Here is a 15,453-nt window from a genome sequence, read left to right as displayed (position 1 = left end):
GCATGGAAAAGGAAATTACGATGTTCGATCCTCGCGAAAAAATCGCTCTTTTCATCGACGGCGCCAATCTCTACGCCGCCTCGAAGAGCCTGGGCTTCGACATCGATTACAGAAAGCTGCTGAAGGCATTCCAGAAACGCGGTTACCTGCTGCGCGCTTACTATTACACCGCACTTATCGAAGACCAGGAATATTCCTCTATTCGCCCATTGATCGACTGGCTTGATTACAACGGCTACAAGGTCGTCACCAAACCGGCGAAGGAATTCACCGACTCGCTCGGTCGGCGTAAGATCAAGGGAAACATGGATATCGAGCTGGCGATCGACGCGATGGAGCAGTCCGAAACGGTCGATCATCTGGTGATCTTCTCGGGTGACGGCGATTTCACCACGCTTGTCGAGGCGCTGCAGCGCAAGGGACGCAAGGTCTCGGTCGTCTCGACGATGTCGACGCAGCCGCCGATGATCGCCGACGACCTGCGCCGCCAGGCCGACCACTTCATCGATTTGGCGACGCTGAGGGGCGAGATTGGCCGCGAGCCGTCCGAACGCATGGCACGCCCGCCCGAGCCCGTTTCCAACGACGCCGAGGCTTGATAGAAACAGGTTCAAGCCCGTTCGTTCCGCCCGGCCTTCCGGCGCGGGCGGGACGATGCATCGCGCCTACTGCTTGATCGCATCTCGCGCGGCCGCGGAAAGTTGCGCGGCCAGTTCAGCCGCGCTCCTTCAGCAGACGGTTCTTCTGCCGGTTCCAGTCGCGCTCCTTGGACGTCTCGCGCTTGTCGTGCAGCTTCTTGCCCTTGCCGAGCGCCAGTTCCAGTTTCGCCCGGCCCCGATCGTTGAAGTAGATCTTGAGCGGGATGAGCGACATGCCCTCGCGATTGACCGCGCCCTGCAGCCGGTTCACCTCGCGCTTCGACAACAGCAATTTGCGGCGGCGCCGGGTCTCGTGATTGAACCGATTGGCCTGGAGATATTCCGGCAGGTAGGAATTGATCAGCCAGATCTCGCCGCCCTCGTCGGTGGCGTAGGATTCCGAGATATTGGCCTTTCCCTCGCGCAACGACTTGACCTCCGTGCCGGTCAGCACAAGGCCGGCCTCGTAGGTATCGATGATCTCGTAGTTGAAGCGGGCCTTGCGGTTTTCCGCCACCACTTTCCTGACCGTACGCTCGCTGCCCTTGGGTGCCATCAGTTCATCAATCCCGCATGCCTGAGAGCCGCGTCGATCGCCGCTTCGGTCGCCGGCTCGAGCGTCGGCAGCAGCGGCGAGCGCACGGCGCGGCTCATCCGCCCGAGGCGATGAAGCGCATATTTTGCGCCGCAGAGGCCGGGCTCCAGGAAGATGGCCTTGTGAAGCGGCATCAACTGGTCCTGATATTCCAGCGCCTTGGCGTAGTCGCCGGCAAGCGTCGCCTGCTGGAACTGGGCGCAGAGGCGCGGCGCGACATTCGCCGTTACCGATATGCAGCCCACACCGCCATGCGCGTTGAAGCCGAGCGCCGTCGCATCCTCGCCGGAAAGCTGGACGAAATTCTTCCCGCAGGCCATGCGCTGCTCGGAGACGCGCTCGATCTTGCCGGTCGCATCCTTGACGCCGACGATCGTCGGATAGGCCTTCGCCAGCGCGGCCATGGTCTCGACGCTCATGTCGACGACCGAGCGGCCCGGAATGTTGTAGATCACGATCGGCAGCTTCACGCTTTCGGCAATCGCCGCATAGTGAGCGAAGAGGCCCTTCTGCGTCGGCTTGTTGTAATACGGCGTCACGACCAGGATGGCATCCGCGCCCGCCTTTTCGGCGTGCTGCGCCAACTCGACCGCCTCGGTCGTGTTGTTGGAGCCGGCGCCGGCGATAACCGGCACGCGCCGCGCGGCCGCCTCGACGCAGAGCTCCACCACCTGCTTGTGTTCGTCATGCGAAAGGGTCGGCGATTCACCCGTGGTGCCGACCGGCACAAGGCCGTGGCTCCCCTCTTTTATCTGCCATTCCACATGCGCGACGAAACTTGCCGCGTCCACCGCGCCGGTGGACGTGAACGGGGTTACGAGTGCGGGAATGGAACCCTTGAACATGCACAACTCCTGACGGCTGAGGGGGCAAGCATGCGCCCACGCTTTGGCCGCATTCGACGGTTAGAAACTGCCGCACCATAATCATGTGACATGGCTGCGGCAAGCGTCGGACGGGCGCATTTCCTAGCAGTTTTCCTGCAATTTCGACCGCGCGTCGCTCGGCAGGGGCAGCCAGGAATGCGAGGATCCGGCCTTTGCCGGCAATTGCAGCGATGACGGATGTCCGCTAACTTTTCGTTAGTGAATCCGGCAGCTAATAAATTGAGAGAAACGGGGAAGCACGGGGCTTGATGCGCGGACCACTCTTTCTGCCTGTCGCCGCCATTTCCGGCGCTGCGATGCTGACGTCCTCCGCCCTTGCGACCGAGACCCGGCTCCCCGTGCCGACAAAAAGGCCCGGTTCGCCCGCACCGGCATCGGTCGTCGCCAATGAGGTCACCGGCGCCATACGGGCCGCAATCACACCCGTCGCTTCCGATCTGAAGACGGGCCTCGATGCGCTCTCCGATCGCCAGCCGTCCGAGGCGATGGTTGTCCGCAATCGCATGCGTGCGGGAACGCTCGACCGCCATGTCCTCACCTGGGCAATCGCCGTTTCCGGGCAGAAGGACATCCCGTCCTACGAGATCGCCGAAGCGCAGCGCGAGCTTCACGGCTGGCCCGGCCTAAGGGCCTTGCGCTTCCATTCCGAGCGGGCGCTCTACCGCGAAAATCCGAGTCCGGCAGACGTGGTCGCCGCCTTCGGTTCGAGCCGGCCTGAAACGGCAGAGGGCGCGATCATTCTCGCGCGGGCACTCGTGGCCGAAGGAAAGGCTGACGCGGCGGCACACCACCTTCGTGCTTTCTGGCTGAAGGAGGCGCTGGACAAGGAGACCGAAAGCAAGATCCTTTCGGAATTCTCATCCCTGCTGACGCCTGCCGACCATCGGCGCCGCATGGAGATGCTTCTCTATCGCAGCCGTGTCGAACAGGCGCAGAGGTTCAGCGACCTGGGCAAGGCACAATCGCTCTATAGAGCCTGGGCTGCGGTGGTCCGCGGCAACGGCAAGGCGGCGGCGCTGATCGAAGCGGTCGATGCATCCTGGCGCGACAACCCGGCCTATCTCTTCCTGCGCGTCGAATATCTGCGCAAGCAGGAGAAATTCGAGGAAGCGGCGGAGCTCCTTGCCTTGGCGCCGAAGGACAGCAACGCCCTCGTCGATGCGGGCGAATGGTGGACCGAACAAAGGATCGTCAGCCGCGGCCTGCTCGACAAGGGCGATTTTCGCGGAGCCTACCGGGTTGCCGCCCATCATGCTGCGATCGATGCGACCGACATCGTGGACGCTGAGTTCCATGCTGGATGGTACGCGCTGCGCGGGCTTGAAGATCCAACGACGGCGGCGCGACACTTTCGTAAGATCCTGGCGACGTCGAACCGGCCGATTTCGGCGTCGCGGGCCTGGTATTGGCTGGGACGCGCCGCCGAGGCCGGCGGCCCTGGGAAATCGGACGAGTATTTCGCCAACGCCGCCCGCTATCCCGGCACCTTCTACGGCCAGCTCGCCGCGGCTCGGCTCGGCCGCTCAGCCCTCAACGTCGCCTATCCCTCGCCAACCCCTGAGGATCGCGCCCGGCTCGAAGATCGCGAAGCCGTTCGAGCAATCGAACGCCTGGAAGCCGCCGGCCACGGCTGGCGCGCGGAAAGCCTCTACCGCGCGCTTGCCGAGGACCTGACCGATCCAGGTGAACTCGCCATTCTCTCGGCAAGGGCGGAAAAGGCGGGTAATCATCAACTGTCCCTGCAGATCGGCAAGATCGCCTTCGGCCGCGGCATCGATGTCGCCGCCCTCGCCTTCCCCCTCGGCGTGATCCCGACGGACGCCAATATCAGCGGCGCCGGCAAGGCACTTGCCTACGCCATCGCCCGCCAGGAAAGCGCCTTCAATCCGGCCGCGGTGTCGGCCGCCAATGCCCGCGGCCTGCTGCAGCTCCTGCCGGCGACGGCGAAGGGTGTCGCCAGCCGCTACGGCCTTGCCTATTCCAAGGACCGGCTGACGAGCGACGCCGGCTACAACGCGACGCTCGGCTCGCACTATCTCGGCGAGCAGATCGACCGTTTCGGCGGCTCCTACATCCTGACGTTCATCGCCTACAATGCCGGACCCGGCCGGGTGCCGGAATGGCTGGCGCGCTACGGCGACCCGCGCGGCAAGCCGATCGACGAGGTGGTCGACTGGATCGAACGGATTCCCTTCGAGGAAACCCGCAACTATGTTCAGCGGGTGATGGAGAACTACCAGGTCTACAAATCCCGTCTCGGGCAGAAGGCGGACATCGTCGCCGACCTGAGGATGGGCCGCAATCCTTCCTGAGCCGCAGCGCCGCAGGCAGGGACAATCTCCGAAAAACCGAAGGATGGAGCCATGCGAGAGCATCCGGTGCGTGAGAAACAACTGTTTCGGGAGCACTATTTTCGCGCGAGGGACGGCCTCAGGCTCTATGGCAGACGCTACGGCAGCGAAGTCATAGGCCGTGACGCGAAGACGCCCATCGTCTGCTTGCCCGGGCTGACGCGCAACAGCCGCGATTTTCATCCTCTGGCAGCTTTCCTTGCCTCGCCCGACGGCGGTGCTTTTCCCGTTGTCACGCTGGACTATCGCGGCAGGGGACAGTCGGAGCGTGACAGCGACAAGTCCCGTTACACGATCGCCGTCGAAGCCGGGGATGTCGTCGCCGCCTGCGCCCATTTCGGCATAAGCAAGGCAACCTTCATCGGCACGTCGCGAGGCGGGCTCATCCTGCATCACCTCATCATGTCCGCCCCTGCCCTCATCGGCCGGGTCGTGCTCAACGACATCGCTCCGGTGATCGAGATCGAAGGACTGCTGAGGATCAGGGATTACCTCAATGCTCCAGCGAGCCCGCGTAGCTGGGCGGAGGCCCCAGACTTCCTCCAGCGCATCCACGGAGCAGACTTCCCCCGTCTCGGCTCACAGGACTGGCGAGAGATGGCGGATGCGATCTATCGCGACGTCGGCGGGGTTCCAATCGCGGACTTCGACCCGGCGATCGCTGCGCAACTGAAGGGCCTGACCGGCGAAGCCGTGCTGCCGTCGCTGTGGCCGCAATTCGAAGCCTTTGCAGGCATCCCGGCAATGGTCGTTCGCGGCGAGCATTCACGATTGCTGAGTGCGGCGACGGTGCAGGAAATGGCCCGGCGGCATCCCGGCCTCGTTGCGGTCACCGCGCCCGGCCAGGGCCACGCTCCGCTTTTGCACGTCGATGGCCTCAAAGACGAAATCGCCGCTTTTATTCGAAGCTGACGAATATTCCTGTGCCCCCCGGATCCCCAGGCTGGTGAGGCATGACAGGGGTCCTATTCAGTGTCGCGGCATCCCCAACCCCGCAAAGAAAAAGCCCGGCTCAAGAGCCGGGCTTCTCTCTACTGACCGAGGTCAAGTCAGATTAGAAGTCACGCTGCAGGCGGAGGAAGCCGCTGACCTGCTCTTCAGCGTCATCCGGATCCGTGTAGTTGATCGTGAAGCGCGAAGCGAGGCCTTCGGTGATCTGGTAATCAGCCGTGATACCAACGCGCCACTGATCGTCACCGGAGTCGAAGCCGCCAGCGCCATCGTTCAGGTCACCCCAGTACTGAGCGCCGGGGGTGATTGCGAACTTCTCGGTTGCGTTGAAGCGGTACGAAGCAGCAACGCTCCACTCGGAGTCAGCCCAATAAGCGTTCGGATCGGATGCCCAGATCGCAGCAGCCTGCAAGGTGCCCGGACCAATGTCTGCGGAGATCAAAGCGCGGATTGCGCCTTCTTCAACTTCGGTGTCGAAGCTGCCGAGCAGGTCGAAAGCTACGCCGCCGAGCGTAGCGGAGACGATACCTTCGACGCCAACGCCGTTAGCCTTGGTGGTAGCGCCTTCGAGTTCGTCTACAGCGATACCGGCCTGGAAGGTGCCGCCATCATAGAGGTAAGCGATCGAGTTGAACTCGGTGTTTTCGCCGATCGAGTCGGTTTCACCGTTCAGACCCTTATCCCACCAGCTGTAGAAGAAGCCGGCCTTGAGGCCGCCGAGCTGGATGTAGGCTTCATCGACGTCGATCAGGCTGTCGCCAGCATCGGTGTCGTTGTCGGCGTTGAACTCAGCAGCGAAGAAGCCGGTGAGCGTGCCGTATTCAGTGTCGCTCTTGGCGTCGAACGAGATGTAAGCGCGGGAGAAGACATCCCAGTCCGACGTGGACTGACCGTCCGCAAAGCCGTCGCCATCGTTATCGTTTTCAAGGTTGAAACGGTTGTCAGCAGCGTCACGGCCGAAGTCGCCCTGTACGCGGATGAAGCCGCCGATCTTGAGGCAGGTTTCCGTGCCCGGGATGTAGAAGTAGCCCGTGCCGAAAGCGTCGCAGACGCGGACATATTCCATGGGCTCCGGCTCGGCAGCGACGATAGCGTCGGCAGCCTGAGCGCCGGATACTGCTGCGAGAGCAGCAGCGGAGCCGAGAAGAAGGCTCTTGATGTTCATTTCTGACCTCCAGTCAAAAGTTTCAAACGGGTCTGGGTTTCTTTGCTGAAGGACAGCGTTCCCTGCCCCATCCCCAACGTTCAAGAAGTCGGACGATCAACCGCCCTTGCTTCCGGAGTTGAAAATACAAAACGGAGAGGGGCGCGCAATGTCCAACTTGTCAGATCAACTCCTTTGCGCCGCCCTTCCCTGATCCCTGTTGCTGAAACGACACAAAATCGCCCAAGACGGCCCGGGGTTCTTAACAAAGCCTTAAGAAAATCCTTTAGCCATGGGGAGTTAGCGGAGACCCGCGAGATCGTTTTTGTTTCAGAAAGAGGCAGAATGAGGCCGAAAACAGGGGCAAAACCGGGCAGCGAAGCTACGGCGCGCCGCCTTCGCACAAGTCTCGACTCGCCAGGACGGGCATCCGGGGAGCTGGAGCCGAGGCCTTTTTCGAGCGATTCCCGGAGAATCAGCGGCTGGAGATTCGCGCATGTCCGACGACTCGCGCAGAGACCCGAGGGGAAGTTAGGCTGGCCCACCCTTACGCGAGAAGTCGTCCGGCAATGGCACCATGAAGTGGCGCTTCGACGGGCGCCGAGCGAAGTGTTGATGTGAGCTCTGCCGGGACACGGTCAGCAGCTAAGTGAAGGGCTTTGTTGGAATATGGCGGAGAAGAAGTCTTTCGAATTCACCGCCCTAAGCAATTGATATATCGGTTTGCAGGAAGTGACGCCTTTCGATCAATGCCCGCAGCGGTACCCGCAAAAAACTTCAGTTCTTCCGGATGTACGAGAGCATTCGTCAGCAACAGACCGTTTTTACCGTGCCTTGATGTCCTCATGCTCCCACCGAATCGCTCACGCCAGCTTGCGAATAGAAAGAAGCGTCCGACCCGATCCGCTGGCAGATCAGGCCACGCAATCGCAGACAACGAAGCCAAGTTGTTCTCTCCATGTCCGGGTGCGGAGCAATGAGGTTTCCGATATATTTGAAGTCGAGTCGCGGCGAGGCTGGCGCAGTTCTCCGGCCACCTCACAAGTCATTGAGACGGCGTGAACTTCTCTTAATGCGCCGCGCACCAAACACAACGCCTCCAAGTAGAAGCGCTGGATAGCCAATATCGCCATACCCTCTTGCGGTCGTTCAGATCCTCTAACTGCTGCGGCGGTTGCATTGTTGGGTCTCACTCCCGGCACTTGCTGCAGATCCGCAGGGAACGGACCGGATGGCGTTTTCTCAGTTCATCGCACATTTTAATGTGAGCCAAAGTGATGTGCGAGCTCGGAGATGCGCAGGATTGGACATCGTTGTATTTCACTCGTATATCTCCGTTACCGGTTCGTCGGCTAGCGTTGGCATCCGGCGGTTCAAAAGTGGCGTGTCTGGCCTGGCGCCACTGCCGGTTCTGATGGCGGCGGAGACGATGATGCGTCTCCGCACATCCGACGTGTAGTGCCCCGCCGGATTCAGCTGGTGTGAGTCGATCCAGGCCGTGCGATTTCACTGATCTCAACTTTCCGGTCTCATGAGATCGATGTTACGCCATGTCCAGTCCATCGGATCAACGGGTTCTAGGGAATTGCTGCCGAGCTTTAAACAATCCGGTCGCGAATCCGGGGGGGGCCAGTGGGGCAGTCAAACTCTGCGGCTTTCATCCTTGGTAACTCCAGATCCGGGGCACAAGCGATGCCAGGGCGACGGTCATCGCTGCGTTGATCTTGCGTGCTGGGCAGCCGCACTTGCGGGGTTCGGGTGCTCCTCCGTCCACGCCATGAATGCCGATTGAAGCCGCGATGCCCCCCACGGGCACTCTGAAGAGGAACATCAGCCGCGTCGGACTGAAGAAACGCCTCCAGAACGCCACAGACATTGGCTCGGCGGCAGTGTCCCACCTCGCTGCCATGCACTTCGGCTCCCAGCTGTCCGTTGCCGATTTCGGTGAAAAAACCTCCCTCCCTGCGCCTTTCTTGCCGCCATCGAATACGCCGCCTTCTGTCCTCGCCAGGCTGCTCTGCGGCGAGGTTGTGGCCATCCCGGAGAGGAACATCAGCCGCGTCGGACTGACGAAACGCCTCCGGAACGCCACAGACATTGGCTCGGCGGCAGTGTCCCACCTCGCTGCCATGCACTTCGGCTCCCAGCTGTCCGTCGCCGATTTCCTTAGGGGTGAAAAAACCTCCCTGTCCTGCGCCTTTCTTGCCGCCATCGAATACGCCGCCTTCTGGTCCTCGCCAGGCGTCACTGCGTCGATGTCTGCCCGAACCTTGCGGGACGGGCGATCTGCTCTGCGGCGAGGTTGTGGCCATCCCGGAGAGGAACATCAGCCGCGTCGGATTGACGAAACGCCTCCGGAACGCCACCGACATTGGCTCGGCGGCAGTGTCCCACCTCACTGCCATGTACTTCGGCTCCCAGCTGTTCGTTGCCGATTTCCTTTAGGGGTGACAATACCTCCTCGCTCTTCGCCGACTTGAGCCTGTCGGCAGGCTTCGTGAGTTGCATCCTCGTCGCCATCAGTGCCTCCGTCTTCGGGCAGCAAGCAGGGCGTCGAGCTCAGCGCGTCCAAATCTTCCACGAGCCGGCGCCGCGGCAAGTCTTGGGTGATTGTCTTGTTCGGGGGCTCCGTTGAACCATGGCTGCTGCGTGGGTGGATTGTCGGCAAGGTTGTCTGCTTGGCCCTCATCACTATGCATCAACCTATCCGTATCTTTATCCTTATATGGCTCTGGTACTGGTATTGATGATCGATCGTTGATCGAACGATGCGCGGTTTTATTGAAATAATTGATGAATTTAGATTTCTCAGCCCGTTTTTCTTCGCGTTTCGCGACGCTTTCAGATGCTTTTCGCGAAATTTTCAGCGAGTTTTCTATCTCGACCTCGCAACGATGATTGCTGATTTGGCCCTGCGTATTGATGAAAATCTTCCGCAATTTGATCAACTCAGAGATGAGTGCACGCGCCTTCCCGATCGAGCAATTCAACTCGCCAGCCAGCCATCGTTCGTTGTTGTCGATTGGTCCGCATGCGTCATAAATCAGATCGAGAATCGTCGTGTAGGCGCCTCTCTGCTCAAGCGTGAGGCGGCGATATCCCTGCAGCGCATCGCCGTGGTAGCGCCTGTGATAAGGCATGGTTCGTCGGCTCATGCGGACCCTCCTTAGAGCAACGAAGGCTGTGCCGAAGCCCCGCTGCGACGCGTGGCAGTGACGGCGTAAATGTGTGGATCCGCTTCGGCGAAATACCGCCGGCGGAGCTGCCTGCAGACCGCGTGAACGATCTCCTTGCAGGCGGCTTTCGAGATGATGTCGCGGATCATTTCTGCGGCGTGAATACCGGCGCGGTCACAATGGAGTGTCGCCGACGTTCGGAGCGCACAATCCCTGCCCATAGCATTGCAGCAAGTTTTGCATGCCGGCTCGTCACCCCGGCAAAGATTGTGGGATGCGATCTCGTCGGGGTCGGAACATCGGGAGTGAGATATTGGGTGGCGCTTGGCACTTCCACTTCGTGCATTTCGGTCGAACATTCTATCCTCTACAACTGCGTTCGTGACCTTGCCGATGTCGGCGTCACTTCGGCGACGATTTCCTCGTCGCAGTTCAGGCGGAGTAGACAGGAAGTCGCCGCGTGATCCGCGATAAACATCGCGAGACGCATTACGGGAATGGCGATGACGGGCGTTGAACCAAGCGGGCGTGGGAATGGAAGATCACACAGCGGTTTGCGCGGAATCGCCGACTCGACCAAAATCGCGTGCATGATCGATTGCGACCATGCACTGATCAGCCTGTCGTCATATTCCCTGTCCGCCGGAATAAAAACCCTTAACGAATCGAAGTGGGCTTCGACTGTTATAAGTCACCCAACGCGGTAACGCCGCCGCACACAAAAGTCCAACACGTGAGAGTTGATTTCCAGGTCGGTAAACATGAAAACGATTTTGCTGAGCTTAAGAGGCTAAGCAGCCATGCTAGATCTTCTCCGAGGTGTCTGCTAGGCCCCATCGCTGGTCCCTGAGCTACGCATGCAGTGGGTCATGACCTTAATGATTGAGCACGGCGATCTAAGCGATTCATGCAAAGCTGGTCTGACTACCTCCTTTCGCCCGCCAGACCTCGGCCTCGACGACGTCGAGGAACCCGCAGACATCGAAAGGGGCAGTCCACATGCGCCTCGTTCCGGCAGCGGTTCCCGATGATACACTTTGCGAGCTTTGAGCACCGAACGGGAATACCGCCGATGCGCTGCGCAGAACGCTCGTAACGGTACGGCTGCTGTCGACCCACCCGCGACGCTGATGAAGGCGAATTCTCGACCCGAAGCGGTCCCCTGGAGGAAAACTCCGCCATGTCCGGTGCTGTCCCGAGAAGCGGTGCCCTGCGGCTCACGTCTGCCACTACGTTGTAATGGTCTCAGCGCCCGGTCGGGCTGATTTGGTCCGTAATGTATCGCGAGCTGCTTTCAGGAATTCCGCTACTTTTGGCAGATCACCTAATTGCTGATGATACAGGTAATAGAGGGGCACAGGAGGCCCCGACCAGTCCTGAAGGACCTGAACGAGCCGGCCGGTCGCGACGCCGTCGGCTGCAAGCACATCACTCAGCAGCCCAATGCCGAGGCCCTGACTGACCAGGCCTTCAACAAGGATGGGATCGTCAACTACGATGGCAGGAGGCCGCTCGACCGTGAATTGCCGGGTGCCATTCGACAATGTCCAGTGGACCCGCTCTCGCCGCATGCGAATCCGGTGCGCGACCAATGCGACATCCCCCAAGTCCTCGGGCGAAGACAAAGTCAGCCTGGCCCAGAAGGCCGGCGCGGCGTATAGACGCTGCTCGATCGTCCCAATCTTTCGATAAATCATGTCGCTATCGGCGGGCTGCCCCATCCGGAGCGCCACGTCCACGCTTTCACCGATCAGATCGATATTCTGATGCGTCGTCTGCACGTCGACCTGAACGTCCGGACAAAGCTCTGCATAGCGTGCCAGAATCGACGGGAGGAAGGCGCGCCCGAAGCTGAAGGACGTCGCAACCCGAAGGCGTCCGCGGACCGCTCCGTCTACTGGACGGAAGTTAGCAATGCCGCGATCAACAGTCTCCAGAGCCCCGCTGATCGAATCGAACAACTGTCTCCCGGCCTCGGTCAATGAGACGCGCCGCGTCGAGCGCAACAACAGCGCCGTGCCGAGTACGGTTTCGAGTTCCAGCAGACGCCGGCTGACCGTGCTCGGCGGAAGGTGGAGACGGTGCGCCGCTGACGAAAAGCTCTCCGTGCGGGCGACCTCGAGGAAAATCCGCAGGCTGTTGAGATCGGGAGATTGGGTGGATTTCATGCGATTCCGGAACAGTGACTTCCATGGACACAGGATAATCGACGGAGGGGCGAATTGATACCTTGATCGCATCCAAATGAGGGAGCTGATCATGACTACTCGCAGACAGACACTGGGCCTTCTCGCAGCCGCAGCTTTGCTGCCGATCGCGCCGCGCTTCGCATTTTCCGCCGCACCGCTTTCGAATGTCGCAAATGCCGGATACTACAGATTCCGCTTCGGCAACTTCGAAGTCACGGCTTTGTCGGACGGCACGATGGCGCTGCCCATGGCGAAAATCTATCAGAACGAGCCGATCGACGCGCTGCAACGCAAGCTCGACGAGAATTTTCTCGGCAAGGAGCCGCACATCTCCATCAACGCCTATCTGGTGAACGACGGCGAGCGTCTTGTTCTGATAGACGCAGGAACTGGTACCCTATTCGGGCCTGCCGCTGGCAAGCTTATCCAGCACCTCGAAACCTCGGGCTACCGGGCTGATCAGGTCGATGCGGTCATCCTGACTCATATCCATGCCGATCACTCCGGCGGCCTCACCGTAGATGGCAAGCCGCAGCTGCCGAAAGCGACCATTCACGTGGCTGATCGGGAGTACAGGTTCTGGATCGATCGCGAAGGCCTTACGTCCGTTACAGAAGAGGTAGGCAAGGATCTTCAACGCGCACATGATGCCCTCGCTCCCTACATCGCAACGGGCAAGGTTGCGCGTTTCGCCGACGACGCCGATCCCCTGCCGAACTTCGGCTCGATCCTGAGGCCCGGCCATACGCCGGGGCACAGTTCGATCGTTCTAAAGGCCAACGATGGTCAGCGGCTGGTCTTCTGGGGGGATGTGATCCACGGTGACTATGTCCAGTTCGATGAGCCCGACGTGTTCGTCACCTTCGATGTCGACGGAACTGCCGCGGCAGCAACCCGTGCGCTGGCCCTGGCAGACGCCGCTGATGGACGTTATCTCGTCGCAGGTGCTCATCTTCCGTTCCCCGGCATCGGGCACGTAGCCAGAGACACAACTCTCTACCGCTTCATCCCCTGGAACTATGTAGAGTAACGAGGCGGCCTGCGGCGCATTCGAGCCCTCAGACTTAACCACCAGGTGCATTGGCTGGTACCGGAACGTCCCGTTGGGACGTTCCATTCTAACCATGCGGAGGAACTTTGCTGCTGGTAGCCAGCGGCTGCTTCTGCCGCGCCAAGCGGTCACCCGGCAACTGCGTATTGGACTTCCGGTCCCCACCCACCTGAGACGCTGATGAAGGCGAACTCTCGACCCAATGCGGCCATTTGCCGACAGTACGTCGAAGTTCCGGTCTTGAGGCGTTGACGGACGCATCGCTGGATCGAAAACACGTTCAGTCCTGATACATTGCTCTCGATCAGCTTGAAACCACGGGCCAGATAGTATGGCGAGTTAGCGGGCGTTGCTTTAAGTGAAATGCCAGAAGCAATTACCGCTCGCAAGATGGCCGGTTCAAGCGCGAGGGAGAAGGAAGCGGGGCGCCCACCTCGACCTGAACAAGCTCCGGAAAACCCTTTCTGCAGGCAGCGAACAGGAAATGGCGCCGGCGTTTCAAGCCAACGTCATGCCGCCGTCGACATGCAACTCTATGCCATTGACGAAACTACCCGCCTCAGAGGCGAGGAAAAGAGCTGCGCGCGCGAGTTCTTCAGGCCGGCCCAGCCGCCCTGCCGGAATGAGTGACGCCATGTGCTGTTCGAATGCCGGACGCTCGGCCTCCGAAACACCGAGCTTGCCGAGAATGGCGGTGTCGACTGGTCCTGGGCTCAGGATGTTGACGCGAATCCGCCGCGGCTTGAACTCGATCGTCCAGTTCTTGGCGAATGCTGCGACTGCTGCCTTTGTACCGGCATAGACGGTATGATCCGGAAGGACCTTCGTCGCGGCCAGCGAACTCGTGACGATGATGCTGCCGCCGTCGCGAATCAGCGGCTCGATCGTCTGTACGCCGAAGAACACCCCACGCGTGTTGATGGCAAAGTGCCGGTCGTACTCTTCCGGCGTGATGTTGCCGGAAGCTGCGAGATTAATGATAGCGGCATTGGCCATGTAGATGTCCAGGCCGCCAAAGCGGTTCTTGACCGTCTCCGCGAGAGTTTGATGGTGCGCGATGTCAGCGACATCGCCAACAATGCCGATCGCGCTGTGGCCGATTTCGCCCACCGCCTCATCGACAACGTCCTGCCGTCGACCAGTGATGATGACCTGCGCCCCTTCTTCCGCAAACAGCTGCGCGGTCGCCTTGCCTATGCCACTGTTGCCACCCGTGATGACGGCGACCTTGTCTTTAAAGTGCTGCATCGCTTAACTCCATTTCCGTTGATCTTGAGATAAACGCTGGCGCCGTGAGCTGTTAGATCGATGTCGGGCACATGATTTGTGCCCCGGAGGTGCAAGTTGCCAAATCTGCTGGGCGAGACGTCAGGACTGATGGCATTTGTGCGGACTGCAGAGGCCGGCTCCTTCAGCGCCGCCGCGCGCGACTTGAATACGACGCCATCTGCGATCTCCAAAAGTGTGGCGCGGCTGGAAAGGAAAATCGGAACACGTCTCTTTTTGCGCTCCACACGCGCGCTGACCCTCACCCAGGACGGTCAGGCCTTTTTCGAACGAGTTGCGCCGCTTTTGCGCGACCTCAATTCGAGCGACGAGGTGATCATGTCGCGCACAGGCGCGGCGGGGCGCCTGCGAGTCAGCATGCCGGGCGAATTGGCGCCGCTGTTGCTACCCGCCGTGTTTACCGATTTTGCGGCTGCTCATCCCGAATTGCATCTCGACGTTGGACTGACAGATCGGTTCGTGAACCTGATCAAAGAGGACTACGACGTCGTGCTGCGCGTGGGCTATCCCACGCAGGGCGACCTGATGGTACGCCATCTGGCAGATCTGCCATTGGTCGTAGTTGCATCGCCGTTTTTTCTCCGCAGGTGGGGCAGTCAGGCGTCCGCAGAAGCTCTCGCAGGTTTGCCGTTCGCTCGGTTCGCATTGGACGGCATGGTGGCACCGGTGCGTTTGGGCGATGGAACCAGCTTTATCCCTAGCGGTCGCGTCGACTGCGACTCAGGATTTGCGATGATCCAAGCGGCGCAAAGCGGACTTGGTGCGGCTTACCTTTTACGATGCTTGGTGGCAGCAGAATTGAAGTCCGGCACGCTTGTAGATCTCGCGCCAATGGTCGCCCTTCCCAAACTCCCCTTCAATGCCCTGCACGCTTTCGGGCGCACCCCGCCCTTGCGGGTGAGACTGTTCTGCGACTTCGTCGCTGAAGCAGCGAAAGCGATCGCAATAATGTGAGTCGCGACCGTGAGGCGTTTCGGGATGAGGCCTGCCTGTGTAAAGCTCGGTGAATTCAAGCACTGCCTCTTCAGCAGTAGAATCGACGGCGTCTTACCCGTCGTGGTCCGCCCCTTGCGTCCACGTGGCATGCGTCTTCTCCCAGTCGCCAGTGCGCTACAAGACCAACGACTATTCGGTCCCGGGCGCCTGGGTCATCAGGACGTCTGGGTCGAGGGCTATGTCACCGG

General features: G+C 60.5%; 13 protein-coding genes. 5 read left to right on the top strand and 8 right to left on the bottom strand.

Annotated features, from left to right (window positions below; translation table 11 throughout):
* Positions 1-20: 20 nt before the first annotated feature.
* Entirely contained in the window at positions 21-599 is a 579-nt protein-coding gene (locus NXT3_RS05675) for a LabA-like NYN domain-containing protein (protein ID WP_037413672.1), read from the top strand.
* 115 nt (positions 600-714) lie between these two features.
* On the opposite strand, the gene smpB is transcribed toward NXT3_RS05675, so the two are convergent.
* Both smpB and dapA read right to left on the bottom strand, forming a co-directional pair.
* Positions 715-1,194, bottom strand: a complete 480-nt coding sequence (smpB, locus tag NXT3_RS05670) for an SsrA-binding protein SmpB (RefSeq protein WP_104838935.1) — start codon at positions 1,192-1,194, stop codon at positions 715-717.
* On the bottom strand, positions 1,194-2,078 hold the full coding sequence (gene dapA, locus NXT3_RS05665) for a 4-hydroxy-tetrahydrodipicolinate synthase (RefSeq protein ID WP_097526543.1): 885 nt from the start codon (positions 2,076-2,078) through the stop codon (positions 1,194-1,196). Before dapA ends, smpB begins: the two co-directional genes overlap by 1 nt.
* A 290-nt stretch (positions 2,079-2,368) precedes the next feature.
* Between dapA and NXT3_RS05660 the strand changes: the two genes are divergently transcribed.
* Together NXT3_RS05660 and NXT3_RS05655 are read left to right on the top strand one after the other, a co-directional pair.
* A complete protein-coding gene (locus NXT3_RS05660) occupies positions 2,369-4,432 on the top strand; it encodes a lytic transglycosylase domain-containing protein (protein WP_104838934.1) in 2,064 nt (687 codons plus the stop codon).
* 51 nt (positions 4,433-4,483) lie between these two features.
* The gene (locus NXT3_RS05655) at positions 4,484-5,383 is read left to right on the top strand and encodes an alpha/beta fold hydrolase (RefSeq protein WP_104838933.1); all 900 of its coding nucleotides are present in this window, start codon (positions 4,484-4,486) and stop codon (positions 5,381-5,383) included.
* Between the two features lie 142 nt (positions 5,384-5,525).
* Here NXT3_RS05655 and NXT3_RS05650 read toward each other — a convergent pair whose 3' ends face one another.
* The 5 genes from NXT3_RS05650 to NXT3_RS05630 form a co-directional block, all read right to left on the bottom strand.
* Positions 5,526-6,587 carry a porin gene (locus tag NXT3_RS05650; protein WP_097526546.1) on the bottom strand — a complete coding sequence of 354 codons (1,062 nt, stop codon included), beginning with the start codon at positions 6,585-6,587 and terminating at the stop codon, positions 5,526-5,528.
* Positions 6,588-8,223: 1,636 nt separating this feature from the next.
* On the bottom strand, positions 8,224-8,778 hold the full coding sequence (locus NXT3_RS05645; protein ID WP_158665317.1) for a hypothetical protein: 555 nt from the start codon (positions 8,776-8,778) through the stop codon (positions 8,224-8,226).
* A gap of 32 nt (positions 8,779-8,810) precedes the next feature.
* Complete coding sequence (locus tag NXT3_RS05640) at positions 8,811-9,086, bottom strand: hypothetical protein (protein WP_104838931.1); 276 nt, start codon at positions 9,084-9,086, stop codon at positions 8,811-8,813.
* Positions 9,086-9,721 (bottom strand): DUF1376 domain-containing protein, encoded by a 636-nt coding sequence (locus NXT3_RS05635; RefSeq protein ID WP_104838930.1) that lies wholly within the window; start codon positions 9,719-9,721, stop codon positions 9,086-9,088. Before NXT3_RS05635 ends, NXT3_RS05640 begins: the two co-directional genes overlap by 1 nt.
* Before the next feature lie 1,250 nt (positions 9,722-10,971).
* Complete coding sequence (locus NXT3_RS05630; RefSeq protein WP_158665316.1) at positions 10,972-11,910, bottom strand: LysR family transcriptional regulator; 939 nt, start codon at positions 11,908-11,910, stop codon at positions 10,972-10,974.
* A gap of 76 nt (positions 11,911-11,986) precedes the next feature.
* Here NXT3_RS05630 and NXT3_RS05625 point away from each other — a divergent pair, with 76 nt between their 5' ends.
* The gene (locus tag NXT3_RS05625; protein ID WP_234828081.1) at positions 11,987-12,961 is read left to right on the top strand and encodes an MBL fold metallo-hydrolase; all 975 of its coding nucleotides are present in this window, start codon (positions 11,987-11,989) and stop codon (positions 12,959-12,961) included.
* Positions 12,962-13,480: 519 nt separating this feature from the next.
* On the opposite strand, the gene NXT3_RS05615 is transcribed toward NXT3_RS05625, so the two are convergent.
* Entirely contained in the window at positions 13,481-14,230 is a 750-nt protein-coding gene (locus NXT3_RS05615) for an SDR family NAD(P)-dependent oxidoreductase (protein WP_097528026.1), read from the bottom strand.
* Between the two features lie 96 nt (positions 14,231-14,326).
* On the opposite strand from NXT3_RS05615, the gene NXT3_RS05610 reads away from it, so the two are divergent.
* Positions 14,327-15,223 (top strand): LysR family transcriptional regulator, encoded by an 897-nt coding sequence (locus NXT3_RS05610; RefSeq protein ID WP_104838928.1) that lies wholly within the window; start codon positions 14,327-14,329, stop codon positions 15,221-15,223.
* The last annotated feature ends 230 nt before the right edge of the window (positions 15,224-15,453 follow it).

Origin of the sequence: Sinorhizobium fredii (assembly GCF_002944405.1) — a bacterium.
Classification (GTDB): domain Bacteria; phylum Pseudomonadota; class Alphaproteobacteria; order Rhizobiales; family Rhizobiaceae; genus Sinorhizobium; species Sinorhizobium fredii_C.
The sequence above is the reverse complement of the archived record's forward strand: the minus strand, read 5'-3'. Positions and strand labels throughout refer to the sequence as shown.

Excerpts from the sequence above, each read along its gene's own strand:
- NXT3_RS05675 (WP_037413672.1), top strand. The coding sequence starts at position 21 with ATGTTCGATCCTCGCGAAAAAATCGCTCTTTTCATCGACGGCGCCAAT.
- smpB (WP_104838935.1), bottom strand. The coding sequence starts at position 1,194 with ATGGCACCCAAGGGCAGCGAGCGTACGGTCAGGAAAGTGGTGGCGGAA.
- NXT3_RS05640 (WP_104838931.1), bottom strand. The coding sequence starts at position 9,086 with ATGGCGACGAGGATGCAACTCACGAAGCCTGCCGACAGGCTCAAGTCG.
- NXT3_RS05655 (WP_104838933.1), top strand. The coding sequence starts at position 4,484 with ATGCGAGAGCATCCGGTGCGTGAGAAACAACTGTTTCGGGAGCACTAT.
- NXT3_RS05615 (WP_097528026.1), bottom strand. The coding sequence starts at position 14,230 with ATGCAGCACTTTAAAGACAAGGTCGCCGTCATCACGGGTGGCAACAGT.
- dapA (WP_097526543.1), bottom strand. The coding sequence starts at position 2,078 with ATGTTCAAGGGTTCCATTCCCGCACTCGTAACCCCGTTCACGTCCACC.
- NXT3_RS05645 (WP_158665317.1), bottom strand. The coding sequence starts at position 8,778 with ATGGCGGCAAGAAAGGCGCAGGACAGGGAGGTTTTTTCACCCCTAAGG.
- NXT3_RS05650 (WP_097526546.1), bottom strand. The coding sequence starts at position 6,587 with ATGAACATCAAGAGCCTTCTTCTCGGCTCCGCTGCTGCTCTCGCAGCA.
- NXT3_RS05625 (WP_234828081.1), top strand. The coding sequence starts at position 11,987 with ATGAGGGAGCTGATCATGACTACTCGCAGACAGACACTGGGCCTTCTC.
- NXT3_RS05660 (WP_104838934.1), top strand. The coding sequence starts at position 2,369 with ATGCGCGGACCACTCTTTCTGCCTGTCGCCGCCATTTCCGGCGCTGCG.
- NXT3_RS05635 (WP_104838930.1), bottom strand. The coding sequence starts at position 9,721 with ATGAGCCGACGAACCATGCCTTATCACAGGCGCTACCACGGCGATGCG.
- NXT3_RS05630 (WP_158665316.1), bottom strand. The coding sequence starts at position 11,910 with ATGAAATCCACCCAATCTCCCGATCTCAACAGCCTGCGGATTTTCCTC.